Below are 26,574 nucleotides of genomic sequence, written 5' to 3'. Positions count from 1 at the left end.
CATGTACGCGCTGTTGATATACAGCCTGAAGGTCGGGGCCTGCCTGGCGGTCTTCTACCTCTTTTTCAAGCTGCTGCTGAGCCGCGAGACATTCCACCGCCTCAACCGGGCGGTGGTGCTGGGAGCACTGCTGCTGTCGTTCGTGCTTCCGCTGTGCGTCATCACCGTTTACCGCGAGGCGCCCGTGCTGCCGGAGATCCGGCCGGCTCTGCTGGCCGCGGCTGCGGAGGATGCCGCCGGCCGCGCTGCGGAGCCCGCCTTCCCCTGGGAGCGGCTCGCCGGAGGGGTGTTTCTCCTCGGTGCCGCGGCGGTGCTGTTGCGGACCCTTTGGTCGCTGGGGTGCGTGGCGCGGCTGATCCGCAGCGGCCGCCGGGAACGGCAGACGGACGGCGTCGTGCTGGTGCGGTCGGACCGGGTCGCGGCGCCCTTCAGTTGGGGGCGTTATATCGTGCTTCCGGAGCGGGGGCGCGGCGAGGACGAGGAGGCGATCCTCATACACGAACGGGCGCATCTGAGACTGCGCCATTCGCTCGACCTGCTGGCGGCGGACCTCGCGGGATGCTTGCAGTGGTTCAATCCGGCGATGTGGCTGTTGCGGCGCGAAATCAGGGCCATCCATGAGTACGAGGCCGACGAGGCGGTGCTCGCCAGCGGCGTCGATGCCCGGAGCTATCAGTTGCTGCTGGTGCGGAAAGCCGCCGGCGGGAGGTGGTATCCGGTCGCGAACAGTTTCAATCATAGCAAACTTAAAAAACGTATTACCATGATGTTGCGCAAGAAGTCGTCGCGCTGGGCCGGAGCCCGGGCGCTGTTGCTGCTGCCCCTTGCGGGGCTCGCTCTCGGGGCTTTCGCCGAGACCGCGTATGTCTTTCCGGAAAGATACGGAGACCTGACCGGAGAAACGGGCCGGCTTCCCGGCGGGGCGGAGTCCGGGGACGTTCCCGATTCGGTGCTCCGCAGCCGGAAAAAAGGTCCCGGACCGCTGATTCTGGTGAATGGCGTCCGGGGACGGTCGCTCGACGGCATCGACCCGGGCGAGATCGCTTCGGTCACGGTGCTGAAGGATTCGCTGTCGGCGGTCCGCTACGGAGCGGATGCGGGGCAGGGGGTCGTTCTGGTCGAACTGAAGCCGGCGGCAGCGGGGCGGACGGACTCCCTGCGCACGATTTCCGCGACCGTCGTGCGGGGAACCGGCCCGGCGGCCCGGCAGGCCGTGGAAGCCGGGATGAATGCCGCCGGAGCGGGTGTCCGGATGGGCAGCGCGGGGATCGAGATCGCCGGAATGGCACTGGAGATGGCACGCGACCGCATGCCCGCCGGGGAGTACGAAAAGGCGCAGCGCGAGCTGGAGAAGGCGCGGCAGGAGCTGGACGCTTACATGCGGAGCGACGAATGGAAGGAGGCGCAGCGCGGGATTTCCGAGGCGGGGGCCTATTTCGAGAGCGACGAGTGGAAGGAGGCGCAGCGGAAACTCTCCGAGGCAGGGGCGTTTTTCCGGAGCGACGAATGGAAACGTTTGCGGAAGCGTATGGAGGAGACCGGTGCGGAAATCGGGAATTTCGACTGGGGACGGCTGCCGGACAGCCTGGAAGGCAGCCTTTGCAAAATGGATCCCGAGGAACTGGAGCGGTTGCGGTCGCGGCTCGACGGCCGGATGGAGCGGATCGTGATCCGGAACGGCCGGGGCGATGCGAACGGCCGGCTTTCGGTCTCCGGAACCGGTGCGGATCCCGTCTTTTTTCTCGACGGACGGAAAGTCACGGCCGAAACGGTGCAGAAGATGGACCCCCGGCAGATCGTCTCCGTCACCGTGCTGAAGGACGCTTCGTCGTTGGAGGAGTACGGCGAGGAGGGCCGGGGCGGCGTGGTGAAGATCGTCTCGAAGTCCGGGGAGGCGAACGAGTCCGGACTCTCGGCTCCGGCCGTGTCGGTGCGGGTTGCCCCGAAGAGGAGCGTGTTCGACTATCTGGGCGACGAGACCCTGTTCGCGGAGGGCGAGTCGTCGCGCGAGATGCTGCGTGCGATTCCCGCCGATTACCGGGTCTATATCAACGGCAAGCTCCGGGACCGTTCCGAGATCGGAGCCTATTCGCGGATCAGGAAGGTGCGCATCTACAAGAACGATGCCGCGGCGAAGCGGTACGGCGAGGCGGCGCGGGCCGGGGTCGTCGAGATTCAGGCGCGCAGATAGGGAAGCGGGAACCGTAAGCGGTTCGAAATAAAAAGTTCGGAAGAGGTGCGGGGCCGCAGCGTTGCGGCTCCGCCTTCGTTTTCCGGTACGGCTATTCGAATCCGACGATCTCGGGCCGTGTCGGGCGGTAGCGGTACTGCTCCAGCCGCGTGCTGTTCGAGATGCGGAAGAAGTCGCTTTCGACCAGGCCCGGTTTGCCGAGGGCGAGGCCCAGCCGGATCTGGATCGTGTTGAAAACGAGCCGTTCGTTGCGCAGCCGCACTCCGAGGCCGAACGAGGTGTAGAACTCGTTCTTGAAGATGTTGGGCGAGTAGCCGAGCAGTCCGAAATCGGCGAATCCGAACAGGGCGATGCGGAATCCCAGCGGCTGATAGGGGGTGAAAATGACGGTTTCCGTGTTGAGAATCATGCGGTTGGTTCCCGTGATATGCTCCTTGAGCGCCTGCAATCCGTTCACGTGGGTGAAGCGGATGCTTTCGTCGTTGCCCTGCAGGCGGTTCCACCCCTGCGTGTAGTTGAAGGCGAGGAACTGCCGGATGCGGCTGCGGCGGACCATGAACAGGTTGGAGAACCACCTCAGGTCGATGTCCACGGCGCTGCGTCTCCACATGCCGCTCGCGAGGTCGATGTAGCTGCCGAGCGTGAAGCCGCCCATGATGTATCCCATCGTGCGGAATCCGCCCGCCTCGAACGAGAGACCGAGGTACATGGCGTCGTCGAACTCGCCCCAGGAGTATCCGCCGACGGCCTCGGCCTTGTATCCCGAGGCGAGGTACTCGCGTGCGCCGAATCCGTAGATCATGTTGGCCGTGTAGAACCGCTCGCGGTAGAGACCCGTGCCGAGCAGCAGGACGTCCTGGTCGTGCAGCGCGGGGTTGTAGTCGGCGCGGACGGGCGGGCGGCGGCTGAACCGGCGGTAGTTGTAGCGTCCCGTGAGGTAGAGGCTCGAACGGATGCCGGGCAGGTAGTGCGAGTAGCCTCCCCAGGCGTCGAGGTTGCGCTCCTTGACGAGCAGCGACGTGTCCGTCTCGATCATGTAGCGTTTGGCCTTGTTGTCGCTGTAGGTGAGGCCCAGTTCGTAGTCCGTGCGTTTGAGGAACTCCTTGCGCATTCCCAGTTCGAGCGTCGAGTTGTAGAAGTCGCGTCCGGCGGCGAATTCGGCGGTGTAGAAGGTTCCCAGCAGGTTCGGGATTTCGTATTCGAACATGTTGCCGCCGTAGGAGAAGTCCGAACGGCTGAAGTTGGTCATGAATTTCAGACTGTTGCCCGTGCCGAGAATGTTGGCGTCGGAGAGCCCGACCATCGTCCGCCCTTCGGAGTGCAGGGCGCCGTCGGCCGAAATGGTCCAACTGTCGCGTGTCGTGATGAGGAGATTGACGCGCGTGGTGTCCAGCGAGTCGGGCAGCACGGCTATGTCCACGTCGGCGATGTAGCTGCGCGAGCGCAGCAGTTGTTTGTTCCGCACGACGAGCTGCGGATCGAATCGGTCGCCCGGGCCGAAGAGCAGGTCGCGCCGGATCACCCGGTCGCGCGTCAGGTAGTGGAGTTTGTTGCTCGTGCGTTCCAGCCAGTTGCCGCCGTTGTCGAACACCTGCCGCCGTTCGATGGTGATGTCGCCGATCGTCTTGCCTGCGTAGGGGGCCAGCAGCAAGCTCTCGTCGGTGACGCGGCCGTTCGAGGTGGTGTCCAGCACGGGCCGCACGAAAAGCATCTTGTAGAGCAGGCGCGGCACGCGGCGGCGTTCGGTTTTCGAACGGATGCTGTCGTAGAGACGGGCGTTGCGCGCGGCGGCCCGGGGATTGGCGATGCGGGCGCTGTCGGGCGTGAAGCGGTCCGGTGTGTGGGTGCGTACCGTGTCCGGGACGGTCCGTTTCGGAGAGCGCATGCCGGGACCCGCGACGCGGGCGAAAGAGGCGGACGCCGCTGCCGAGAGCAGCAGGAGAATTATGCAGAACCGGACGTACATCGGTTCAAAGATAACGCATTTTTCGTCAAAAACGTATAAAATGCGGAACAAGCCGCCGTCCGGATCCGGACAGCGGCTCCCCTGCGGGGATTGTTCTGCCGCTGTCCGCAGCCGCCGTGTCTTTTTCCTCGTGCGTTTTCCGGAACGGCGTTCCGAATAGGCGTCCCGGGGCTCTTTTCTGAGCATGCGGCGGTCCGGGCCTCGGGAGGTCAGAAAGGGTGCGCCCCTGCGAATCTCGATTCGCAGGGGCGCACCGTGAATGCGGGCCTTTACGGCCGGGACGGTCACTTGCGGCCTTCTTTGGCCTCGATGCACTCCGTGGCGTGGGGGACCTTCATCAGCCGCTCTTTCGGAATGAGCTTCCCGGTGGTCTTGCAGATGCCGTAGGTCTTGTTCTCGATGCGGACGAGCGCCATTTCGAGGTTGCGGATGAACTTCATCTGGTGTGCCGCCAGACGTCCGCTCTCCTCCTTCGAAAGTGTCGCGGCGCCCTCTTCGAGCACCTTGAACGTCGGGGAGGTGTCCTCCGTGTCGTTGTCGGCCGTATGCGTGATAGTGGCGCGCAGCAGCTCGTAGTCCGCACGCGCACTTTCGAGCTTCTTCAGGATCAGCTGCTTGAACTCCTCGAGCTCGGCGTCGCTGTACCGTGTTCTTTCGTCTGCCATAATCGTTTCGCTTTAGGGTTTATGTAAAATTAAGCAAATATTCCGAATCCGCCAAATTTTACATGTACAATCTCTCGGGCGTCAGATCCGCGTCACGGCGATCTGCAACGGTTCGTCGTCGATTTCCGATTCGACGACCGTCTCTCCGGCGGGCGCTTCGGCCGTCCGCACCTCGACGGCGAGGGTCTGCGCGGCGATGTAGTCCGCGAAGCGGGCGATACCCTCCGCCACGCACGGCTTCCGTTCGATCTCCACGCGTATCCTGTCCGTCACCTCGAATCCCGACTCCTTGCGGATATTCTGGATGCGGTTTATCAATTCGCGTGCCACGCCTTCGGCCTTCAGTTCGTCGGTCACGGTGATGTCGAGGGCCACGGTGAGCTTGCCCTCCGACGCCACGAGCCATCCGGGCATGTCCTCCGAGGTGATTTCGAAATCGGCGGGCGTCACGGTGATGCGCTCCCCGCCGAGGTCGAGCACCGTCTCCGGCGCGGCCTCGATCTGTGCGATGCGCTCCTGCGAGAACTCCGCGGTCAGGGCGGCGATCTGCTTCATGTATTTGCCGTAGCGCGGGCCGAGGGTCTTGAAGTTGGGCTTGATGCGCTTGGTGATGACGCCCGTCGTGTCCTCGATTAGCTGCACCTGCTTGACGTTCACTTCGCCCATGATGAGATTCTTCACCGCGGCGATATGCTCCGCCGTCACGGGGTCGAGGACCGGAATGAGAATCTTCGTGAGCGGCTGGCGCACCTTGATCGACACCTTGCGGCGCAGGGCCAGCACCATCGACGAGACCTTCTGCGCCAAAGCCATCATGTCCTCCAGCCGGGCGTCAATCAGCCCCTCGTCGGCCTTCGGGAAGGCGGCCAGGTGCACCGACTCGTCCGTGTGGCGGCCGCTCACGGCGTTGAGGTCCGTGAAGATGCGGTCGGAGATGAACGGCGCGAAGGGGGCCGAGAGCATCGCCACGGTCTCCAGACAGGTGTAGAGCGTCTGGTAGGCGGCGAGTTTGTCCTCCGACATGCCGCCGCCCCAGAAGCGCTTGCGGTTCAGGCGCACGTACCAGTTCGAGAGGTTTTCGCCCACGAACTCCTGGATGGCGCGGGCCGCGGGGGTCGGGTCGTAGGACTCGAGGCTCTCCGTGACGTCGCGCACGAGGGTGTTGAGCAGCGAGACGATCCAGCGGTCGATCTCGGGGCGGCGCTCCATCGGAATCTCCGCCTCGCGGCCCGTGAAGCCGTCCACGTTGGCGTAGAGCGCGAAGAAGGAGTAGGTGTTGTAGAGCGTGCCGAAGAACTTGCGGCGCACCTCGTCCACGCCGTCGCGGTCGAACTTGAGGTTGTCCCACGGCTGCGAGTTGGAGATCATGTACCAGCGCGTGGCGTCCGGACCGTAGGTCGAGAGCACCTCGAACGGATCGACGGCGTTGCCCAGCCGTTTCGACATCTTGTTGCCGTTCTTGTCGAGCACCAGACCGTTCGAGATGATGTTTTTGAAAGCCACCGAGTCGAAGAGCATCGTGGCGATGGCGTGCAGCGTGAAGAACCAGCCGCGCGTCTGATCGACGCCCTCGGCGATGAAGTCGGCGGGGTAGATCTCGCCGAAGTCGGCCTCGTGTTCGAACGGATAGTGCACCTGCGCGTAGGGCATGGCGCCCGAGTCGAACCATACGTCGATGAGGTCCGGTTCGCGGCGCATCGGCTCGCCCTTCGACGACGTGAGCACGATCGAATCCACATAGGGGCGGTGCAGGTCGATGTTCTTCGTCGAATAGTTCTCCTCCGACATGTCGCCGACGCGGAAATTCCGGTAGGGGTTCTCGGTCATCAGCCCTGCCGCCACGGATTTTTCGATTTCGGCGACGAGCTCCCCGACCGAACCGATGCACTTCACCTCCGAACGGTCCTCCGTGGCCCAGATCGGCAGCGGCGTGCCCCAGAACCGCGAGCGCGAGAGGTTCCAGTCGTTGAGATTCTCGAGCCACTTGCCGAAGCGTCCCGTGCCGGTCGATTCGGGCTTCCAGCGGATCGTGCGGTTCAGCTCGATCATCCGCTCCTTGAGCGCCGTGGTGCGGATGAACCACGAGTCGAGCGGGTAGTAGAGCACCGGCTTGTCCGTGCGCCAGCAGTGGGGGTAGTTGTGGACGTGCTTCTCGATCCTGAACGCCTGTCCCGCGGCCTTCATCTTCATGCAGATATAGATGTCGAGCGTCTCTGCCGCGGCGGCGGCCTTCTCGTCGTACCGGCCCTCCACGGTGAACTGCGGGTCGTAGGCGTTCTTCACCCAGCGGCCTTCGTACTCCCTGTATGCTTCGACGTCCACGCACTCGCGGACGAAGCGCTCGTCCAGCTCTTCGAGCCGGTAGAACCGGCCCTGGAGGTCCACCATCGGGCGCGTCTCGCCCTTTTTGTTTATCATGAAGAGCGACGGAATGCCCGCAGCACGCGCCACGAAGGCGTCGTCGGCGCCGAACGTCGGGGCGATATGCACGATACCCGTACCGTCCTCCACGGTGACGTAGTCGCCCAGAATGACGCGGAACGCCTTCTGCGAGGCGTCGTGCCACATTCCCTCGGCGTCCGTCTCGACGGGCTTGACCCACGGCAGCAACTGTTCGTACTCCATGCCTTCCAGCTCGGGACCCTTGTATTCGCCCGCGATTTCGAACGGAACGAGCTTGTCGCCCGGCTTGTATGCGTCGAGCGCGAGCCCTTCGGCCTTCTTGTTGAAATGGGCGTAGAGCAGCGCCTTGGCCAGCACGACGGTCATCTTCTCGCCCGTGTAGGCGTTCCACGTGCGCACGGCCACGTAATCGAATTTCGGACCCACGCAGAGGGCCGTGTTCGACGGCAGGGTCCACGGCGTGGTGGTCCAGGCGAGGAAGTAGGGCGTGCCCCAGCCCTCCATTCCGGGCTTGGGGTGCTTGATGCGGAACTGTCCCACCACGGTGGTGTCCTTCACGTCGCGGTAGCAGCCCGGCTGGTTCAGCTCGTGGGTCGAGAGCCCCGTGCCGGCGGCCGGCGAATAGGGCTGGATGGTGTAGCCCTTGTAGAGCAGCCCCTTGTCGAAGAGCTGCTTGAGCAGCCACCACAGCGTCTCGATGTACTTGTTGTCGTAGGTGATGTAGGGATCGTCCATATTGACCCAGTAGCCCATCTTGCGCGTGAGCTGCTCCCACATGCCCGTGAACTCCATCACCGCCTCGCGGCAGGCGCGGTTGTACTCCTCGATCGAGATCGTCTTGCCGATATCCTCCTTCGTGATGCCGAGCTTCTTCTCCACGCCCAGCTCCACGGGCAGCCCGTGGGTGTCCCAGCCCGCCTTGCGGTGCACCAGGTAGCCCTGCTGGGTCTTGTAGCGGCAGAAGACGTCCTTGATCGTGCGGGCCATGACGTGATGGATGCCCGGCTGGCCGTTGGCCGAAGGGGGACCCTCGTAGAATACGAACGTCGGACGGCCCTCGCGGGTCGAGATGCTTTTGTGGAATGTGTCGCGGGCGTCCCACTCGCTCAGGACATCGGCGGCCAGACCGGCCAGGTCGAGCCCTTTGTACTCCTTGAACTTCATATCGGTAAGCTGTTTCTTCGCTAATTTTCTGACAACTTGCAAAGATATAAAAAAGATTTGAAAAGCCCGCAATCTTCCCGCGATTCCCCGTGACGGGGCCGCAGCCGGAGCTTTCCGGGGATGCCTGCGGCGGATGCGCGCGCCCTTCCGGGGCCGCCGTCCGGCTTCGGGGGACGACGGACGGAACCGGGGCCGTCGTCCGGTCTTTGCCGGTTTTGTCCGGCTTTCGCTCTTCGGTGCGGGCGCCGTCAGTCGAACGACTGCATTTCGATCAGTTTGGCGTAGATGCCGCCGCGGGCCATCAGCTCGTTGTGCGTGCCCTGTTCGGCGATGCGCCCGTGATCCACGACGATGATCTTGTCGGCGTTGTGGATCGTCGAGAGGCGGTGCGCGATGACCACCGACGTCCGCCCTTCGAGCAGCTTGTTGAGGGCCTCCTGCACGAGCTTCTCGCTTTCGGTGTCGAGCGCCGAGGTGGCCTCGTCGAGGATCAGGATGTCGGGATTCTTCAGCACCGCCCGGGCGATCGAGAGGCGCTGGCGCTGGCCTCCGGAGAGCTTCACGCCCCGGTCGCCGATGTTCGTCGAGTAGCCTTCGGCGCATTCGCGGATGAATTGGTCGGCGTTGGCGATCCGTGCCGCCTCGACGATCTCCTCGTGCGTGGCGCCGGGCTTTCCCATGGCGATGTTGCTCTCGATCGTGTCGTTGAACAGAACGGTGTCCTGCGCCACGACGCTCATGTGGGCGCGCAGGCTCTCCTGCGTGTAGTCGCGCAGCGGGATGCCGTCGATGGCGATTTCGCCCGACGCAGGGTCGTAGAAGCGGGGCAGCAGCTCGCTCAGGGTCGATTTTCCGCCGCCCGACGGACCGACGAGCGCCACGGTCTCCCCGCGGCGGATTTCGAACGAGATGCCGTCGATCACCTCGCGCTGCCCGTCGTAGGAGAAGTGCACGTCGCGGAACTCGATCTTCTCCCGCAGCCCCTTCAGCTCCCGGGCGCCGGGCCTGTCCTCGATTTCGGGCCGGGTGTCGATCACCGAGAAGATGCGCTCTCCGGCGGCGATTCCCTGGTTGATGTTGGCGAACTGGTCGATGAAGGTGCGCACGGGGCGCGTGATCTGGGAGAAGATGGCCACGAAGGCGATGAATCCGCCCGGGTCGAGCGATCCCTTCGTGACGAGCGACCCGCCGAAGACGAGGATCACGCCCACGGCCGTGATGCCCAGGAATTCGCTCATCGGGGAGGCGAGCTGCTGACGGCGCGCCATCGAGAGCGTCAGGCGCGCCAGGTCGGCGCTGATCTCGAAGAATTTCCGCTTGACGTACCGCGTGGCGTTGTAGCTCTTGATGACCTTGATGCCGGCGAGCGATTCCTCGAGCGTCGAGACCATTTCGCCCATGCGGTGCTGGTTGGTGCGCGCCGGGTGGCGGAGCCGCTTGACGATCGAGCCGATGATGAGCGCCACGACCGGCAGGAAGAGGATCGAGAAGATCGACAGTTCCCACGAGATGGCCACCATCATGACGATGTACCCCACGATGAGGAACGGCTCGCGGAACGAGACTTGCAGCGTGTTGGTGATGCAGAACTGCACGACGCCTATGTCCGAGGTGATCTTCGAGATGATGTCGCCCTTGCGCTGCTCGCTGAAATAGCCGACGTTCATGTCCATCACGCGCGAAAACATTTCGTTGCGCATCCGCTGGAGCGTCCGGGCGCGCATGGTCTCGATCGTCCACGAACCCAGGTAGCGGAACAGATTGCTCAGGAAGCTGATGACGACGGCCACGACGGCCAGCAGCAGCAGCACGTTGCGCGGGTCGTAGGCATCGAACAGGTGCGAATAGGCGTAGTTGAACAGCACGTTCAGGTAGTCGCCGTCGAGGCGCAGGGGCGGCAGCTTTTCGACGTACTCGGGCGTGAACCCGTCGTCGAACATCGTGTTCAGGATCGGAATGATGAGACCGAATGTCAGGGTGTTGAACAGGGCGTAGAGCAGCGAGAAGATTCCGTAGGGAATGGCGTATCGTTTGATCGGCCGGGCGAATCCCAGCAGCCGCATGTAGGTTTTGAACATTCGGAGCGTCGGATTTGTGGTTGCGCAATAATCGGCGCAAAGATAGGAAAATAAACTCGAAAACCGAGAAAAAGGCGAAATTTCGGCGAATTGTGCCGCCGGGACGGACATCCTCCGCTCCGGCCGGATGCACAGGCCCCGTCCGCCGGTTCCGTTCACAGCTCCCTGTCCGCGGTTCCCGTCCGGGACTCTTTCTGCCGGCGGCTCCTTTCCTTCCGGTCAGCGGCCTTCGGCCTCGTAGCCCGTGTCCTCGATCCGGTGCGCGGCGTCGTTGGCCGCGGCGACGGCCAGGAAGTCGCAGCGGTTGTTCTCCACCGTCTCGGCGTGCCCCTTGACCCAGACGAAACGGACGTGGTGACGCCGGTATGCCCGCAGGAACCGCCTCCAGAGGTCGGGATTCTTCTTTCCCGCGAATCCCTTCTTCTCCCAGCCGAAGACCCACCCCTTCGTAACGGCGTCCACGACGTACTTCGAATCGGAGTAGATCACCACTTCCGATCCGTCGAACCGGAGCGCCTCGAGCGCCGCGCAGACGCCCGTGAGCTCCATGCGGTTGTTGGTCGTCAGGCGGTAACCCTGCGACAGCTCCTTGCGGTGCGGTCCTGCGAGGAGCACCGCGCCGTAACCTCCCGGCCCGGGGTTTCCGAGGGCCGAGCCGTCCGTATAGATCGTGATCGCTGGCAAATTCTCTCGTGCTGTGCGTATGCCGTCCGCTCGCCGGTTTCCGGGACGTTCGGCGGTTTGTGTCTTGTGTCGCGGCATGCCGCCGCGTCCGCTGCGGGGGCCCGTTCCGAAGCGCCCGTCCCGAAACGGGTGCTTCGGGACGGACCGTTTTTTTCAGGCGAGCGCCTCCAGTTGTTCGCGGATCGCCGCGATCTTCGCCTCGGCGTCGGCCTGCTTGGCGCGTTCGTTGGCGACGACCTTCTCGGGCGCCGACTGCACGAAGCGCTCGTTCGAGAGCTTCTTCATCACCGATGCGAGGAATCCCTCGTAGTATTCGAGGTCGCGGCGCAGCTTCGCGCGTTCGGCCTCGGCGTCGATCCGGCCCTCCATCGGGACGAAGTACTGCGTCGTCTTGACGAGGAACGCCGCGGCCGCGGGATCCTTCTCCGCGACGGTTTCGATGGCCGAAAGGTTGGCCAGTTTCCGCATGACGGGGGCGTATTCCGCCGGGTAGTTCCCGTCGGCGATGACGTGCAGCGCGAGCGCCTCCTTCTGCGGCAGGTTCTTCTGGTTGCGGATGTTGCGCACCGCCGACACGACCTCCTTCGCCAGCTCGAAGCGGGCGAGCGTCTCCGGCCGTTCGGCGCACGGCTCCGGCATCGGTGCCACGCAGATCGACTCCCCTTCGGCGCGCGGGGCGAGCGCCTGCCAGATCTCCTCCGTGACGAACGGCATGAAGGGGTGCAGCAGGCGCATCAGCGCATCGAAGTATCCCTTCGTGGCCTCCATCGTCCGCGGGTCGGTCGGCTGCCCGTAGGCGGGCTTCACCGTTTCGAGGTACAGGCCGCTGAAGTCGTCCCAGAAGAGGCGGTACGCCTCCTTGAAAGCCTCCGAGATGCGGTAGGACCGGAAATCCTCGGCGATCTGGCGCAGCGAGCGGCCCATCGCCTGGTCGAACCACTCCACGGCCAGGCGGTCGTTCTCGCTCTGCGCCGCGGCGGCGTCCGTCGTCCAGCCGTTCACCAGCCGGTAGGCGTTCCATATCTTGTTGCCGAAGTTGCGGCCCTGCTCGCAGAGCGCCTCGTCGAACATCACGTCGTTGCCCGCCGACGAGGAGATGAGCATGGCCATGCGCACGCCGTCGGCGCCGTATTGGGCAATCAGGTCCAGCGGATCGGGCGAGTTGCCCAACTGCTTGGACATCTTGCGGCCGATCTTGTCGCGCACGATGCCCGTGAAATAGACGTTTTCGAAGGGCTTCTCCTGCCGGTATTCGTAGCCGGCCATGATCATCCGCGCCACCCAGAAGAAGATGATGTCCGGGCCGGTCACCAGATCGTCGGTGGGGTAGTAGTAGCGGATTTCCCTGTTGCCGGGGTTGCGGATGCCGTCGAACACGGAGATTGGCCAGAGCCACGACGAGAACCACGTGTCGAGCACGTCCTCGTCCTGCCGGAGATCGGCCGCTTTCAGCGAGGCGTCGCCCGTCTTCGCGCGGGCCTTCTCCAGCGCCTCCTCGGCCGTCGGGGCCACCACGAAGCCGCCCTTCGGAAGGTAATAGGCCGGGATGCGCTGTCCCCACCACAACTGGCGCGAGATGCACCAGTCCTTGATGTTCTCCATCCAGTGCCGGTAGGTATTCTTGTATTTCTCGGGCACGAAGCGGATCGCGTCCTCCATGACGGCTTTCGTCGCCGGACCGGCCAGCTCGCCCATCGAGAGGAACCACTGCATCGAGAGTTTCGGTTCGATGGCCACGCCCGTGCGCTCCGAGTAGCCCACGTTGTTGGTGTACTCCTCGGTTTTTTCGAGCAGCCCCGCTCCGGCGAGGTCCTTTTCGATCTGCCTGCGCACGTCGAAGCGGTCCTGACCCGCGTACATGCCCACCTTGTCGTTGATCGTGCCGTCGTCGTTAAATATGTCGATGGTCTCCAGGCCGTACTTCTCGCCCAGCATGTAGTCGTTCACGTCGTGCGCCGGGGTCACCTTCAGCGCGCCCGTGCCGAACTCGATGTCCACGTATTCGTCGCGGATCACCGGGATCGAACGGCCCACCAGCGGCACGACGACGCGTGCGTCGGCCGGCAGCCATGCGTAGCGCGGGTCGCCGGGATTGACGCACAGGGCCGTGTCGCCCAGGATCGTTTCGGGGCGTGTCGTGGCGACGACGATCGTCCGGTCCGTGCCCTCGACCTTGTAGCGCAGGTAGTAGAGCTTGCCGTGCGACTCCTTGAAGACGACCTCCTCGTCCGACAGGGCGGTCTGCGCCGCGGGGTCCCAGTTCACCATCCGCACGCCGCGGTAGATCTTCCCCTTGTCGTAGAGGTCGCAGAAGACGCGGATGACGCTCTCGGTGCGCGTCTCGTCCATCGTGAAGCACGTGCGCTCCCAGTCGCACGAGGCGCCCAGCCTGCGCAGTTGCTTGAGGATCACGCCGCCGTACTTCTCCTTCCACTCCCAGGCGTAGCGGAGGAACTCCTCGCGCGTGAGCTGCGACTTCTCGATGCCCCGTTCGCGGAGCATCGCCACGACCTTGGCCTCCGTGGCGATCGACGCGTGGTCCATGCCGGGGACCCAGCAGGCGTTCCTGCCCGACATGCGGGCGCGGCGCACCAGCACGTCCTGCAACGTGTTGTTGAGCATGTGCCCCATGTGGAGCATGCCCGTCACGTTGGGGGGCGGAATGACGATCGTATAGGGTTCGCGCTGATCGGGTTCCGAGTGGAACAGGCGGTGTCCGGTCCAGTAGTCGTACCATTTGCTCTCGATCTCGCGGGGCGAATATTTGTCTGCGATTTGCATAGTGCAACAGGGTTTTGCTTGAGTTTTCAGGATGGCAAAGTTATTAACAATCTGCCAAACTTAAAATAAAATCCGTGAAAAATCGTTACCTTTGCACCATTATATCAAAGTAAACTATGAGTAAAAAAGATAAAATCGAAACCATCGAGGCGGACGACGCGAACCTCGTGCCCGAATTGCTGGACGGAAAACACCGCGTGATCCCGATCGTGACGGGCGGCGACGAGACCGTCGAGCAGGTCGAGGTTCCGGAGATCATCCCCATTCTGACGCTGCGTTCGTCGGTGCTCTTCCCCGGCGCGATCACCCCGATCACGGTCGGGCGCGACAAGAGCATCTCGCTCGTGCGCGCCGTGAATGCCGAAGGCGGCATCCTGGGCGCCGTGCTGCAGCGCGAGAGCGAAGTCGAAGACCCCTCGCCGGACGACATGTACAAGGTCGGAACGGCGGCGCGCATCATCAAGATACTCGAAATGCCCAACGGCAACCTGACGGTGATCCTGAACGGGCTGGAAAAGATCGAGATCACGGAGTACGTGACCACGGAGCCTTACTTCAAGGCCCGCGTCATGGCGCTGCGCGATTCGACGCCCGATCTGAAGAGCATCGAGTTCGAGGCCCTCGTGGACTCGATCCGCGACGTGGCGCTGGGGATCATCAACGTCTCGCCGACGATGCCCAAGGAGGCGGCCTTCGCCATCAAGAACATCGACTCCAAGCGCGGCATCATCAACTTCATCTGTTCGAACATGGAGCTGACCGACGAGGACCGCCAGTCGCTGCTGGAGGCTCCCGGCCTGCTGGCCCGCGCCCGCAAGCTGCTCGAGATACTGATCCGCGAACAGCAGCTCGCCGAGCTGAAGAACCAGATTCAGGAGCGCGTCAAGCAGGAGATCGACAAGCAGCAGCGCGACTACTACCTCCAGCAGCAGATGCGCACGATCCAGGACGAGCTGGGCGACGGCGCCGACGCCGACATCGAGAGGATGCGCGAGGAGGCCAGGAAGAAGAACTGGCCCAAGGAGGTGGGCGAGACCTTCGAGAAGGAGTTGCAGAAGGTCGAGCGGCTGAATCCCGCCGTGGCCGAGTATTCGGTGCAGATGACCTACCTCCAACTGCTGCTGGAGCTGCCGTGGAACGACGTGACGCAGGACAACCTCGACCTGAAGTGCGCCCGCGAACAGTTGGACCGCGACCACTTCGGGCTGGACGAGGTGAAGGAGCGCCTGCTGGAGCATCTGGCCGTCATCAAGCTCAAGGGCGACCTGAAATCCCCCATCCTCTGCCTCTACGGCCCTCCGGGCGTGGGCAAGACCTCGCTCGGAAAGTCCGTGGCCGCGGCGCTGGGCCGCAAGTTCGGCCGCATCTCGCTGGGCGGCCTGCACGACGAGTCGGAGATACGCGGACACCGCCGCACCTACATCGGCGCCATGCCGGGCCGCATCATTCAGACCATCAAGCGCTGCGGGTCGTCCAATCCGGTCATTATCCTCGACGAGGTGGACAAGGTGACGGTCTCGAACCACGGCGATCCGTCGAGCGCGCTCCTGGAGGTGCTCGACCCGGAGCAGAACACCACCTTCCACGACAACTACATCGACATGGAGTACGACCTGTCGAAGGTGCTCTTCATCGCCACGGCCAACAACGTGGGCAACATCGCCCCGGCGCTGCGCGACCGCATGGAGATGATAAACATCCCGGGTTACCTGCTCGAGGAGAAGGTGCGCATCGCCCTGGACCACCTGCTGCCCAAGCAGCGTGAGGCCCACGGCATCAAGGAGGGCGAGCTCGTGATGACTCCCGCTGTGGTCGAGCACGTCATCGCCTCCTACACGCGCGAGGCCGGCGTGCGCTCGCTCGACAAGCTGCTGGCGAAGATCGCCCGCGCCCGCGCCAAGCAGATCGCCTTCGACGAGGCGTTCGCCCCCGAGATCGGGGAGAAGGACGTGGAGCGGATTCTCGGCATGCCCAAGTTCCTCCGCGAACAGTACGAGGTGGGCGGCATGACGGGCGTCGTGACGGGCCTGGCCTGGACCGAGGTGGGCGGCGACATCCTCTATATCGAGTCGGTGCTGACGCCCGGCAAGGGCAAGGTGAGCCTCACGGGCAACCTGGGCGCCGTGATGAAGGAGTCGGCGACGATCGCCCACGAGTGGGTGATGGCCCACCACGAGGAGCTGGGCATCGATCCCGAGGCGTTCGAGAAGAACGACATCAACATCCACGTTCCCGAGGGAGCGATTCCGAAGGACGGCCCCTCGGCCGGCATCACGATGGTCACGTCGATCGTTTCGACCTACACGGGCCGTAAGGTGAAGGAGCGGATCGCCATGACGGGCGAGACGACCCTCCGCGGACGGGTGATGCCCGTGGGCGGGGTGAAGGAGAAGATTCTCGCGGCCAAGCGCGCCGGCATCACCGAGCTGATCCTCTCGGAGGAGAACCGCAAGGACATCGCCGAGATCAAGCCCGAATACGTCGAGGGCCTCACGTTCCACTACGTGCGGACCAACGACGAGGTGCTGCGTCTGGCGCTGGAGTAACACGACCGACCGAACCGTGAGCGCCATGTTCCGTATCCGTCCGGCCCTCGTGTCCGACATCCCCGCGATGCGGCTGCTGTTCCGCGAAACGGTGCTCTCCGTCAATCGGCGGGACTATACGGCCGAAGAGGTCGCCGACTGGGTGTCGTGCGGCGAAGGGGAGACGCGCTGGCGGGAGTTGTTCGCCCGGCAGCGTTGCTTCGTGGCCGAGGATGCGCGAGGGAAGATGACGGGATTCGCCTCCGCGGACGGAGAGGGGTATATGCACATGCTCTTCGTTCACAAGGATTTCCAGCGGTGCGGAGTGGCCACGGCGCTCTATGCCGCCGTCGAACGGTTCGCCCGGGAGGCGGGGGCCGTGCGGATCGCGTCGGAGGTCAGCGAAACGGCCCGGGGATTCTTCGAGCGGCAGGGCTTCCGGGTGGATGCGAAGCAGCGGCGGCGGGCCCGCCGTCTGGAGCTGACGAATTACAGGATGAGCAAAGCGCTGGAGCCCTTCTGCGGTTCCGGCGAAACGAACGAACTGCATATATTATGAATATCGAAGAGTTCCGGAACTTCTGCCTCTCCCTGCCGGGTGCGCACGACGACTTTCCTTTCGGAAAGGCGTCGTCGGACTACGACCGCAATCTGCTCGTGTTTTACGTGGCGGACAAGTGGTTCTGCTTCGTGAATGCCGAGGCGTTCGATTTCTGCACGCTGCGGTGCGCCCCGGAGGAGATCGGGGCCCTGCGCGAACGCTACGAGGGCGTCGGCCCCGGGTGGCACATGGACAAGCGGCATTGGATCAGCGTGCGTTTCGACAGCGACGTGCCCGACGGCGTGCTGCTGGAGATGGTGCGCAAATCGTATGAACTCGCGGAGGCGAAGCTGACGAAACGGCAGCGGAGCGCCCTCGCGGAACGGATAGAGCCATGAAATTCATCGCAATCATCCCGGCGCGCTACGCCTCGACGCGCTTTCCCGGGAAGCCGCTGGCCCTGCTGGGCGGCAAACCCGTCATCCGGCGGGTTTACGAACAGGTAGCAGGGGTGCTGGACGACGTGGCGGTGGCCACGGACGACGAGCGCATCCGCGAGGCGGTGCTCGCCTTCGGCGGGCGGGTGGTGATGACCTCCCCCGACCATAGGAGCGGCACGGACCGCTGCCGGGAGGCTTACGACCGGATCGGCGGGGCGTTCGACGCGGTGGTGAACGTGCAGGGCGACGAGCCCTTCGTCCGTGCTTCGCAGCTCGAGACCCTGATGCGCTGCTTCGACGACCCCGGGACCGACATCGCCACGCTCGTCAGGCCCTTCGCGCCCGAAGACGGATTCGCTGCGCTGGAGAATCCCAATTCGCCGAAGGTGGTGCTCGACGCGCATTCGCGGGCGCTCTATTTCTCGCGGTCGGTGGTTCCCTACCTGCGCGGCGTGCCGCGCGAGGAGTGGCTCGCGCGGCATACGTTTTACAAGCACATCGGAATCTACGCCTTCCGCACCGAGGCGCTGCGGGCCGTGACGGCGCTGCCGCCTTCGCCGCTCGAAGGGGCCGAGTCGCTCGAACAGTTGCGCTGGCTGGAGAACGGCTTCCGGATCGGCGTGGGGGTGAGCGACGCCGAGACCGTCGGGATCGACACGCCCGGAGATCTGGTGCGCGCCGAGGCTTTTTTGAAACAGTTCGAATGACAGACCCGGCGGATCCCGCCGCCGCATCGTCCCTGCGATGCGCGGGGAGGCGATAGGGGGGGGAGCCGGACAAAACATTGAAATATCCATGAATCCGAAATTCATCGCAGGACCCTGCGTCATCGAATCGGCCGAACTGCTGGACGCGGTGGCCGAGCGGCTCGTCGCGATCAACCGCCGGCTGGGGACGGAGATCGTCTTCAAGGCGTCGTTCGACAAGGCCAACCGCACCTCGATCGCCTCGTTCCGCGGCCCGGGGATCGACAGGGGGCTGCGGATGCTCGCCGACGTGCGGGCCAAATGGGGGCTGAAGCTGCTGACCGACATCCACGAGGCGTGGCAGGCCGCGCCCGCGGGCGAGGTGGTGGACGTGATCCAGATTCCGGCGTTCCTCTGCCGCCAGACCGATCTGCTCGTCGCGGCGGCGAAGACCGGCCGCACGGTGAATGTCAAGAAGGCGCAGTTCCTCTCCGGCGAGGACATGCGCTACCCCTATGAGAAGGCCGTGGAGGCGGGTGCCCGGGAGGTGTGGCTCACCGAGCGCGGCAACATCTACGGCTATAACAACCTCGTGGTCGATTTCCGCAACATCCCCGACATGCTGCGCATCGCCTCCACCGTGGTGATGGACTGCACGCATTCGGTGCAGCGTCCCGGCGCGGCGGGCGGCAAGACGGGCGGCAACCGCGAGTTCGTGCCCTCGATGGCCCTCGCGGCCCGGGCGTTCGGAGCCAACGGCTACTTCTTCGAAGTGCATCCCGATCCGGACCGCGCCCTGAGCGACGGCCCGAACATGCTGCGGCTGGACGATCTGGAAAACCTCATCAAAAAACTCATACAATGACCGATACCACCAAGGCGCAGATTCTCGCGGTGGCCCGCCGGGCCGTGCATACCGAGATGCTGGCGCTCGGACACCTCGAACAGACCCTCGGCGACGCCTTCGCCGAAGCCGTGGAGCTGATTCTCGCCGGCCGCGGCAAATGCATCGTTACGGGCATGGGCAAATCGGGCCTCATCGGGCGCAAGATCGCGGCGACGTTCGCCTCGACCGGCACGCCGAGCTTCTTCCTGCATCCGGGGGAGGCGTTCCACGGCGACCTGGGCATGATTTCGAAGGAGGACGTCATCCTGGCGCTCTCCTATTCGGGGGAGACCGACGAGATCCTGAAGATCGTCCCCTTCATCCACTCCAACGGCAACCGGCTGATCTCGATGACCGGCAACGACGACTCGGCGTTGGCCCGCAACTCCGACGTGCACCTGAACGTCGGGGTCGAGGAGGAGGCCTGCATCCTGCACCTCGCGCCGACCACCTCGACCACGGCGCAGATCGCCATGGGCGATGCGCTGGCCGTGTCGCTCATGCAGCAGCGCGGCTTCACGAGCGTCGATTTCGCGCGCCTGCATCCGGGCGGAAGCCTCGGACGGCGCCTGCTGATGACCGTGGGCAACGTCATGCGCGACCACGATCTGCCGGTCGTCTCGCCCGACTGTTCGGTGGTGGAGATGATCCACACCATTTCGAAGGGCGGACTGGGACTGATCGTCGTCTGCGAGGGCGACCGCATCGAAGGCATCGTGACCGACGGCGACGTGCGCCGCGCGATGGAGCGTCTGAAGGCCGACTTCTTCAATATCCGCGCCCGCGACATCGCCACGCCGCATCCCAAGACGATCGGCGCCGGGGAGAAGCTCATCGAGGCCGAGCGCGTGATGACGCGCAACAAGATCACCTCGCTGCTGGTGACCGGCGACGATGGCAGACTGACGGGCGTCATCCAGATTTACGACATCAAACTGTAAGTTTTTGTCTTCGCACGGCGGGAATCCGGTTCCTTTGCATTATATTTGTCGGAACCGCGGACCTGCGCTGCCGCGGCCGGTCGTTTCCGGCAGTGTGCGGATACTGATGCCGCGGCCCCGATATACCCGAGTTCTACCTAACCGAATTGTTCCCGCATGATGCAGAAACTCCTCTGGGCGGCGTTCGTCTGCTGTACGACGCTCGCCTGCACGCCGAAAACCGAGGTCTCCTCGCCCGACGGTTCGATCCGTCTGAAGTTCGCCGCGGACAGGAAGAGCGGCGAAATGCGCTATACGGTCTCGGTCGGCGACCGTCCGCTTTTCGGACCTTCGCTGCTCGGTCTGGAGGCCGCGGAGGCGGACCTCGCGCACGATTTCCGGGTGGACGGGGCCGAATACGCCTCTGTCGATGAGGAGTGGACCCAGCCGTGGGGCGAGAACAAGCGCAACCGCAGCCGCTACAACGAGATGACCGTCGCGCTGCACCGCGGCGGCGAGGTGCGCCTCACGATGCGTTTCCGCCTCTTCGACGACGGTCTGGGCTTCCGCTACGAGTACGAGGTTCCGGCGTGCGATTCGCTCGTCGTCACCGGCGAGCTGACCGAGTTCCGCTTCGCCGCGGACGGCGACACGTGGACCGTTCCCGCGGATTCGGGCGTCTGCGAGCCGCTCTGCCGTGCGATGCCCCTGCGCGACCTCGGGGACGCCGACACTCCGGCGACGTTCCGCGTCGCGGGGCTTTACGGCAGCATCCACGAAGCTGCGCTGTACGACTATCCCGAGATGACGCTCCGCCGGTGCGATTCGCTCGCCTTCCGGTGCGACCTCGCGCCGCTGCCCGACGGGACGAAGGCGCGTGTCGCGGGACGTTTCGTCACGCCGTGGCGCACCGTGCATCTGGCTTCCGAAGCCGTGGGACTCATCAACTCCTCGCTGATCCTGAATCTGAACGAACCCTCGAAGATCGGGGACACGGAGTGGATACGGCCGATGAAGTGCATCGGTGTCCGGTGGCCGACGCCTTCGGAGTCCGACTCCCGGACGGCGGAAGAGCGGTACGATGCGGCGACCGAACAGGTCAAGCGTTACCTCGAATTCGCCGCCGACAACCGGATCGACGCCGTGCTGATCGGGCGGAGCGAAGGCCGGGAGGCGCGGGACAGCGCGCGGTGTTCCGACTGCTGCGGGCCTTACCGGGATTTCGACATCGCCGCGATCGCCGGATATGCCCGCGACCTGGGTATCGAACTGATCGGTTGCCGCGGGACGGACGACTGCGTTTCGGGATGCGGGCGGCAGCTCGATTCGGCGCTCATGCGGTACGCCGGGCTGGGCATGCACAACCTTATGACGGATTTTTCGGGGACGCTCCCCGACGGTTGCTCCCGCCGCAGCCAATACGGCGTGCGTCATTGCCGGCGGATCGTCGAGGCGGCGGCCCGGCACTACATGACGGTCGATATGCGCGAGCCGGTCAAGGACTGCGGCATCCGCCGCACGTGGCCCAACATGATGACGCGCTCGTACGGCTGCGGGGACGCCCGGTGTGCTGGCGGTCCGCCGTCGCACGGCGTGATGCTGCCCTTCACGCGCCTGCTGGCCGGTCCGATGGGCTGTGCGTCCGGCACGTTCGATATTCTCAGCGAGTGCGCGCGCGACTCGGTGCGCTTCGGTCTCCGGGACTGCGGGGAGGAGGCCGGGATGCGCGTCAATTCGACCCTCGCCGGACAGATCGCCGACTGGGTGATTCTCTATTCGCCGTTGCAGATGGCGTCGGACAGGATCGAGCATTATGAAGGCCACCCGGCTTTCCGATTCTTCCGCGACTTCGATCCCGACTGCGACTGGTCGCGTGCGCTGGCGGGCGAGCCGGGCGAATACGTCGTCGTCGTGCGCCGTGCCGGCGACCGGTTCTATTTCGGGGCCGCGACGAACGAGCGGCCCCGCACGCTGCATTTCGAGTTGGACTTTCTGGAGCCGGAGGTGACCTACGAGGCGGCGATTTACGCCGATGCGCCGGACGCCGACTGGCGGACCGACCCCACGGCCTGCGACGTCTCGGTGCGCTACGTCACCTCGGCCGATGCGATCGACGTCGTGCTGGCGCCCGGCGGCGGACAGGCGATTTCTTTCCTGCCGCTGTGACGTTTCGCGGAATGGGGCGGGCCGCTGCGCGCACGGTGTGCAGGCGGTTTCGACCGGCGCACTGACGTATGGAAACGCGGGAAATCCGGATAAAACGCCCCTGCCGAATCGCATCGGCAGGGGCGGACGTTTCGTGTCGCCGGAGTGTGCGGTCCGGGCGATACGGATCACTCTCCCTCTTCGAGGGCGAAGATCGCCTCGACGGGTTTGCGGAAGGTCCGGGCGATCTTGAGCGCCAGCAGCGTCGAGGGGACGAACTTTCCGGTCTCGACGGCATTCACCGTCTGGCGGCTGACTCCGACCGCATCGGCCAGTTGTTGCTGGGTCATGCGCACTTCGGCGCGTTCCACGCGGATTCTATTCTTCATCGGCAGCCTCCTTTGCGTACCGCCTCAACTGCCAGCGGAAAATCAGGAGAAAGAGCAGCGGCAGGGTGAACAGATTGTAGATCATGATGTCCAGAAATTCGGCCCCGTACGTGACGAGCGCCGCGGCGGCGACGGCCGCGCAGTTCGCATAGAGTGCCGCGAGCAGCGCATTGAGGCGGATGCGGCCGATCCCTTCGTCTTCGATCCGTTCGCGCGAGCAGGCGATGAGAAGCGTTCCGGCGAGCAGTCCGACGATGACGGCGTTGTTGCAGACCGCATCCAATGTTTCGCCCGCCTCTGCCGCACCGGGCAGCAGGAACGAGGGAAACCCGTTGAGACCGTCGAACAGCATCAGCACCCCCAGCAGGGCCGCGGGAATGAAAAGTCCCCACCCGATTTTCCGGCATCCGTGGGGAAACAACAGAATTTTGTCCATAGGATTTCGTTTTTTGCGTGTTTGCGGACCGTAGGAGGTGCGCACGACTCCCGTCCGCTTTGCAAATGTAAAGTTTATTTTACATTTATGCAAATATACGCGACTAAAAAATCAGTCCCGGACATAGTGGGGCAGTTCGGCGGGGATTTCCAGCGAAAATTCGACCAGTCCGCCGATCCGCCCTTCGCGGCGCCAGACGGTCTGGTAGATCAGTTTCCGTACGCCCCGTTTCTCGATCGTGTAGATGTTCCGCCCGCCCTCTTCGAGCAGACGCCGGATGACGGCGCGCGAGCGTTCGTTGTGGCAGGGGATGAGCGAACGGCCGCGCACGTCGCCGTTCACCGCCGCCGAGCGGGCATTCTGGTAGAGCACGGTCCCCTCCGTGTCGCAGACCGTCACGGCGCAGTCCGTCTCGTCGGCCCAGGGGCAGTTCCATTCGTTCGTCGTCATTGCTGTATTTTCACCAGTTGTTCGCGGTAGGCGTTCAGGATGCGCGATTTGGAGATGAAGCCCAGGTAGCGGTTCTTCTTGTCCACCACGGGCAGCATCCACGTGTGTTTGTCCTCGAATTTCTCCATGACGCTCATGATCGACTCGTGCTCGAGGATCCGGTCGGGCGGGGCGATCATGTAGTCCGAGATCGGCCGTCCGTACTTTTCGGGCTTGAACATGTCCTCGCGCAGGTCGTCGAGCTGCACCACGCCCAGCAGCCGCCCGAAGTTGTCGATCACGGGAAAGATGTTGCGGCGGGCCGTCGAGATGATGTGCACGATGTCGCCCAGCGTCATGTTCTCCTTGATGCGCAGGAAGTCGGTCTCCATCAGCTCGTCGAGTTTGAGGAAGACGAACACCGACTGGTCCTTGTCGTGCGTGAGCAGTTCGCCCCGCTGGCGCAGTTGTTTGGTGTAGATCGAGTCGGGATCGAGGTAGTAGTCCACGGCGAACGAGATGCAGGCCGTGATCATCAGGGGAATGAACAGTCCGTAGCCGTTCGACAGTTCGGCTATGAGGAAGATCGAGGTGAGCGGGGCGTTCATCACCCCCGACATGACGCCCGCCATGCCGACGAGCGTGAACGAGACCACCGAGACGTTCCATTGGAAGAGCATGTTGCAGACGAGCGCCAGCGTCGCCCCGGTGAACGCGCCGACGAACAGCGACGGGGCGAAGGTTCCGCCCACGCCGCCCGCGGCGTTGGTGGAGGCCATGGCGATCACCTTGAAGAACATGGTGGCGATGATGAAGAGGATCACCACCCAGTCGATGTCGCGGAAGCGGTAGAAGAGCGAGTTGTCGAACAGCACCTGCGTATTGCCGTGCATCAGGGCGGTGAATCCTTCGTATCCTTCGCCGTAGAGGGGCGGGAAGATGAAGATGAGCACGCCGAGAATGGCGCCGCCCCACATCCATTTTTTCCACTGTCTGTCGATGCCTTTGAAGAAGCCGCCGACGCGCGAGTTCATCGAGGTGAAGTACCATGCCATCAGGCCGCACAGCACGCCCAGCAGGATGAAGAGCGGAATCTGCCACAGTTCGAAGGCGTCCTCCGGAGCCAGCGTCACGGCCAGAATCGGGTCGAAGCCGCGTAGCATGAAGGCCATGGTCGTCGCGGTGATCGAGGCGATGAGCAGCGGGATGACCGAGCCGGCGGTGATGTCGAGCATCAGGATCTCCAGCACGAAGACCACGCCCGTGATCGGGGCCTTGAAGATGGCGGCCAGCGCCGCGCCCGCGCCGCAGCAGAGCAGCAGCGTGGTGTTCTTGTAGTTGAGCCGGGCCAGCCGTCCGACGTTCGAGCCGATGGCCGCTCCGGTCAGCACGATCGGGGCCTCGGGACCGACCGATCCGCCGAATCCGATCGTCGTGGCGCCTCCCACGACCGAGGTCCAGCAGTTGTGCCGTGCGATGCGCGAGTTGCGGCTCGACATGGCGTAGAGCACGCGCGTGACGCCTTCCGAGATGTTGTCGCGGACGACGTATTTGACGAAAAGCGTGGCCAGGATGATGCCGACGGCGGGGTAGAATAGCAGCAGCACGTGCGCGCTGTCCACCGGAAACCAGTGCGTGAGCCCGTTCCGGATGCCGTAGAGGAGCATTTCGAACAGATAGGTGCCCACTCCGGCGAGCGCACCGACCGCCACGGCCAGAAGCATCATCATCTGGCGGTTCGACAGCCTCCGCGTCAGGCGGAGGAACATGCGGTAGATGCGGTCGGTACGGATCTGCATGGTTCTCGGTCTTTAAACGTGTGCGGTCCGGGGCGGCGTTCCGGAGGCCGCCCCTCCGGTTCCGGCGCCGCTCCCGGCGATTCCGCGCTATTCGCCCTTCGCGGCGTAGTGCCGGGCCTGCTCCTCGATCAGCTCCCGGTCGTCGAAGTAGTCGATCTTCATGGCGCGGCGCACTTCACGGAGCGTCTCGGCGGCCGTCGCGCGGGCCTTTTCGGAGCCGGCGCGGAGGATTTCGTACACTTCGCCGATGCGGTTCTCGTACTCCCTGCGGCGGGCGCGGATCGGGTCGAGCGTCTCGTTCAGTACGGCGATGAGCAGCCGTTTCACCTTCACGTCGCCCAGTCCGCCGCGGCGGTAGTGGGCCTTCAGCTCGTCGAGCGAGGCGTATTCGGGCAGGTAGCGTCCGAAATGCTCCGGGAGGCAGAAGGCGTCGAGGTAGGTGAAGACCGTGTTGCCCTCGACCTTGCCCGGGTCCTCCACGCGCAGGTGGTCGGGGTCGGTGTACATGCCCATGACCTTCTTCCTGACCTCCTCGGCCGTGTCCGAAAGGTAGATGCAGTTGCCCAGCGACTTGGACATCTTGGCCTTGCCGTCGGTTCCCGGCAGGCGCATGCAGGCGGCGTTGTCGGGCAGCAGGATCTCCGGCTCGACGAGTGTCTGGCCATAGACGGAGTTGAACTTGTGGACGATCTCGCGCGTCTGTTCGATCATCGGTTCCTGGTCTTCGCCCGCCGGAACGGTCGTGGCCTTGAAGGCCGTGATGTCCGACGCCTGGCTGATGGGGTAGGTGAAGAATCCCACGGGAATGCCCTGCCGCTGCGTCGTGTCGCCCTCGGCCGCCCCTTCGGCGAAGCCGCGGAGCGTGATTTCGGCCTTTACGGTCGGATTGCGCTGGAGGCGCTGCACCGTCACCAGATTCATGTAGTAGAACGCCAGTTCGCACAGTTCGGGGACCTGCGACTGGATGAAGAGCGTCGAACGCGCCGGGTCGAGACCCGCCGAGAGGTAATCGAGCGCCACCTCCACGATGTTCTGCCGCACCTTTTCGGGATTGTCCGCATTGTCCGTGAGCGCCTGTGCGTCGGCGATCATGATGAATATGCGCTCGAATTCGCCCGAGTTCTGCAATTCGACGCGGCGGCGCAGCGATCCGACGTAATGCCCCAGATGGAGCCGGCCCGTGGGGCGGTCGCCGGTAAGAATGATTTTTCCCATAGCGTTTTTCAGCGGTCGTGTTTCGTTTATGTATGGCGAAGCGTATGCGGTCCGGAGCTTCTGTCCGGGTCGGGACGGTCCCGCCGGAGCGGTCGTCCGGTCGTCGTCGTATCCCTTCTCCGTCGCCTTTCCGACGGGCCGGGACGGGGTTTCGCCGCCGCTTCGCGGTGGATTCATCGGACAAACATACGAAAATCCGCGCGCGCGGCCTAATAAAGTTGGCGGATATAG

Annotated in this window: 19 protein-coding genes; 8 read left to right on the top strand and 11 right to left on the bottom strand. The window is 64.1% G+C overall.

Going from position 1 to position 26,574, the window contains the following annotated elements:
• Position 1: 1 nt before the first annotated feature.
• A complete protein-coding gene (locus KB554_RS02965; protein WP_211034918.1) occupies positions 2 to 2,191 on the top strand; it encodes a M56 family metallopeptidase in 2,190 nt (729 codons plus the stop codon).
• Between the two features lie 91 nt (positions 2,192 to 2,282).
• On the opposite strand, the gene KB554_RS02960 is transcribed toward KB554_RS02965, so the two are convergent.
• The 6 genes from KB554_RS02960 to KB554_RS02935 all read right to left on the bottom strand — a co-directional run bounded on the left by KB554_RS02960 (position 2,283) and on the right by KB554_RS02935 (position 13,932).
• A complete protein-coding gene (locus KB554_RS02960) occupies positions 2,283 to 4,157 on the bottom strand; it encodes a hypothetical protein (RefSeq protein WP_211034917.1) in 1,875 nt (624 codons plus the stop codon).
• Between the two features lie 284 nt (positions 4,158 to 4,441).
• Positions 4,442 to 4,822 (bottom strand): TraR/DksA C4-type zinc finger protein, encoded by a 381-nt coding sequence (locus KB554_RS02955; protein WP_141429277.1) that lies wholly within the window; start codon positions 4,820 to 4,822, stop codon positions 4,442 to 4,444.
• A gap of 81 nt (positions 4,823 to 4,903) precedes the next feature.
• The gene (gene ileS / locus KB554_RS02950) at positions 4,904 to 8,389 is read right to left on the bottom strand and encodes an isoleucine--tRNA ligase (protein WP_211034916.1); all 3,486 of its coding nucleotides are present in this window, start codon (positions 8,387 to 8,389) and stop codon (positions 4,904 to 4,906) included.
• A 248-nt stretch (positions 8,390 to 8,637) separates the two neighbouring features.
• Positions 8,638 to 10,467, bottom strand: a complete 1,830-nt coding sequence (locus tag KB554_RS02945) for an ABC transporter ATP-binding protein (RefSeq protein WP_211034915.1) — start codon at positions 10,465 to 10,467, stop codon at positions 8,638 to 8,640.
• A 219-nt stretch (positions 10,468 to 10,686) separates the two neighbouring features.
• The gene (gene rnhA, locus KB554_RS02940) at positions 10,687 to 11,151 is read right to left on the bottom strand and encodes a ribonuclease HI (RefSeq protein ID WP_141429283.1); all 465 of its coding nucleotides are present in this window, start codon (positions 11,149 to 11,151) and stop codon (positions 10,687 to 10,689) included.
• Positions 11,152 to 11,304: 153 nt separating this feature from the next.
• Positions 11,305 to 13,932, bottom strand: coding sequence for a valine--tRNA ligase (locus KB554_RS02935; protein ID WP_211034914.1), 2,628 nt, complete (start codon positions 13,930 to 13,932; stop codon positions 11,305 to 11,307).
• A gap of 116 nt (positions 13,933 to 14,048) precedes the next feature.
• Between KB554_RS02935 and lon the strand changes: the two genes are divergently transcribed.
• From lon to KB554_RS02900, 7 genes are all read left to right on the top strand, one after another.
• On the top strand, positions 14,049 to 16,478 hold the full coding sequence (gene lon / locus KB554_RS02930; protein WP_211034913.1) for an endopeptidase La: 2,430 nt from the start codon (positions 14,049 to 14,051) through the stop codon (positions 16,476 to 16,478).
• A gap of 25 nt (positions 16,479 to 16,503) precedes the next feature.
• The gene (locus KB554_RS02925; protein ID WP_211034912.1) at positions 16,504 to 17,016 is read left to right on the top strand and encodes a GNAT family N-acetyltransferase; all 513 of its coding nucleotides are present in this window, start codon (positions 16,504 to 16,506) and stop codon (positions 17,014 to 17,016) included.
• A complete protein-coding gene (locus KB554_RS02920) occupies positions 17,013 to 17,396 on the top strand; it encodes an MmcQ/YjbR family DNA-binding protein (RefSeq protein WP_141429290.1) in 384 nt (127 codons plus the stop codon). Before KB554_RS02925 ends, KB554_RS02920 begins: the two co-directional genes overlap by 4 nt.
• Positions 17,393 to 18,145: a 3-deoxy-manno-octulosonate cytidylyltransferase gene (kdsB, locus tag KB554_RS02915; protein ID WP_211034911.1), complete on the top strand. Its 753-nt coding sequence runs from the start codon at positions 17,393 to 17,395 to the stop codon at positions 18,143 to 18,145. The genes KB554_RS02920 and kdsB overlap by 4 nt, the downstream gene beginning before the upstream one ends.
• An 88-nt stretch (positions 18,146 to 18,233) precedes the next feature.
• Positions 18,234 to 18,989, top strand: coding sequence for a 3-deoxy-8-phosphooctulonate synthase (gene kdsA, locus KB554_RS02910; protein WP_211034910.1), 756 nt, complete (start codon positions 18,234 to 18,236; stop codon positions 18,987 to 18,989).
• A complete protein-coding gene (locus KB554_RS02905; RefSeq protein WP_141429297.1) occupies positions 18,986 to 19,951 on the top strand; it encodes a KpsF/GutQ family sugar-phosphate isomerase in 966 nt (321 codons plus the stop codon). The genes kdsA and KB554_RS02905 overlap by 4 nt, the downstream gene beginning before the upstream one ends.
• Before the next feature lie 156 nt (positions 19,952 to 20,107).
• The gene (locus KB554_RS02900) at positions 20,108 to 22,096 is read left to right on the top strand and encodes a glycoside hydrolase family 97 protein (protein ID WP_211034909.1); all 1,989 of its coding nucleotides are present in this window, start codon (positions 20,108 to 20,110) and stop codon (positions 22,094 to 22,096) included.
• 167 nt (positions 22,097 to 22,263) lie between these two features.
• On the opposite strand, the gene KB554_RS02895 is transcribed toward KB554_RS02900, so the two are convergent.
• The 5 genes from KB554_RS02895 to trpS form a co-directional block, all read right to left on the bottom strand.
• Positions 22,264 to 22,464: a helix-turn-helix transcriptional regulator gene (locus tag KB554_RS02895; RefSeq protein ID WP_141429301.1), complete on the bottom strand. Its 201-nt coding sequence runs from the start codon at positions 22,462 to 22,464 to the stop codon at positions 22,264 to 22,266.
• Positions 22,454 to 22,900: a hypothetical protein gene (locus KB554_RS02890; RefSeq protein WP_141429302.1), complete on the bottom strand. Its 447-nt coding sequence runs from the start codon at positions 22,898 to 22,900 to the stop codon at positions 22,454 to 22,456. The genes KB554_RS02895 and KB554_RS02890 overlap by 11 nt, the downstream gene beginning before the upstream one ends.
• Positions 22,901 to 23,011: 111 nt before the next feature.
• Positions 23,012 to 23,350: a PAS sensor protein gene (locus tag KB554_RS02885; protein ID WP_211034908.1), complete on the bottom strand. Its 339-nt coding sequence runs from the start codon at positions 23,348 to 23,350 to the stop codon at positions 23,012 to 23,014.
• Positions 23,347 to 25,128 (bottom strand): chloride channel protein, encoded by a 1,782-nt coding sequence (locus tag KB554_RS02880; RefSeq protein WP_211034907.1) that lies wholly within the window; start codon positions 25,126 to 25,128, stop codon positions 23,347 to 23,349. Before KB554_RS02880 ends, KB554_RS02885 begins: the two co-directional genes overlap by 4 nt.
• Positions 25,129 to 25,215: 87 nt before the next feature.
• Positions 25,216 to 26,343, bottom strand: coding sequence for a tryptophan--tRNA ligase (gene trpS / locus KB554_RS02875; RefSeq protein ID WP_141429307.1), 1,128 nt, complete (start codon positions 26,341 to 26,343; stop codon positions 25,216 to 25,218).
• Positions 26,344 to 26,574 lie beyond the last annotated feature (231 nt).

The sequence above is a fragment of the Alistipes sp. Marseille-P2263 genome, from assembly GCF_018101075.1.
Classification (GTDB): domain Bacteria; phylum Bacteroidota; class Bacteroidia; order Bacteroidales; family Rikenellaceae; genus Alistipes; species Alistipes dispar.
The sequence above is the reverse complement of the archived record's forward strand: the minus strand, read 5'-3'. Positions and strand labels throughout refer to the sequence as shown.

What these genes read in the sequence shown, in the direction of transcription:
- KB554_RS02965 (WP_211034918.1), top strand. Translation starts at nt 2, where the DNA reads ATGTACGCGCTGTTGATATACAGCCTGAAGGTCGGGGCCTGCCTGGCG.
- KB554_RS02960 (WP_211034917.1), bottom strand. Translation starts at nt 4,157, where the DNA reads ATGTACGTCCGGTTCTGCATAATTCTCCTGCTGCTCTCGGCAGCGGCG.
- KB554_RS02955 (WP_141429277.1), bottom strand. Translation starts at nt 4,822, where the DNA reads ATGGCAGACGAAAGAACACGGTACAGCGACGCCGAGCTCGAGGAGTTC.
- ileS (WP_211034916.1), bottom strand. Translation starts at nt 8,389, where the DNA reads ATGAAGTTCAAGGAGTACAAAGGGCTCGACCTGGCCGGTCTGGCCGCC.
- KB554_RS02945 (WP_211034915.1), bottom strand. Translation starts at nt 10,467, where the DNA reads ATGTTCAAAACCTACATGCGGCTGCTGGGATTCGCCCGGCCGATCAAA.
- KB554_RS02935 (WP_211034914.1), bottom strand. Translation starts at nt 13,932, where the DNA reads ATGCAAATCGCAGACAAATATTCGCCCCGCGAGATCGAGAGCAAATGG.
- lon (WP_211034913.1), top strand. Translation starts at nt 14,049, where the DNA reads ATGAGTAAAAAAGATAAAATCGAAACCATCGAGGCGGACGACGCGAAC.
- KB554_RS02925 (WP_211034912.1), top strand. Translation starts at nt 16,504, where the DNA reads ATGTTCCGTATCCGTCCGGCCCTCGTGTCCGACATCCCCGCGATGCGG.
- KB554_RS02920 (WP_141429290.1), top strand. Translation starts at nt 17,013, where the DNA reads ATGAATATCGAAGAGTTCCGGAACTTCTGCCTCTCCCTGCCGGGTGCG.
- kdsB (WP_211034911.1), top strand. Translation starts at nt 17,393, where the DNA reads ATGAAATTCATCGCAATCATCCCGGCGCGCTACGCCTCGACGCGCTTT.
- kdsA (WP_211034910.1), top strand. Translation starts at nt 18,234, where the DNA reads ATGAATCCGAAATTCATCGCAGGACCCTGCGTCATCGAATCGGCCGAA.
- KB554_RS02905 (WP_141429297.1), top strand. Translation starts at nt 18,986, where the DNA reads ATGACCGATACCACCAAGGCGCAGATTCTCGCGGTGGCCCGCCGGGCC.
- KB554_RS02900 (WP_211034909.1), top strand. Translation starts at nt 20,108, where the DNA reads ATGATGCAGAAACTCCTCTGGGCGGCGTTCGTCTGCTGTACGACGCTC.
- KB554_RS02895 (WP_141429301.1), bottom strand. Translation starts at nt 22,464, where the DNA reads ATGAAGAATAGAATCCGCGTGGAACGCGCCGAAGTGCGCATGACCCAG.
- KB554_RS02890 (WP_141429302.1), bottom strand. Translation starts at nt 22,900, where the DNA reads ATGGACAAAATTCTGTTGTTTCCCCACGGATGCCGGAAAATCGGGTGG.
- KB554_RS02885 (WP_211034908.1), bottom strand. Translation starts at nt 23,350, where the DNA reads ATGACGACGAACGAATGGAACTGCCCCTGGGCCGACGAGACGGACTGC.
- KB554_RS02880 (WP_211034907.1), bottom strand. Translation starts at nt 25,128, where the DNA reads ATGCAGATCCGTACCGACCGCATCTACCGCATGTTCCTCCGCCTGACG.
- trpS (WP_141429307.1), bottom strand. Translation starts at nt 26,343, where the DNA reads ATGGGAAAAATCATTCTTACCGGCGACCGCCCCACGGGCCGGCTCCAT.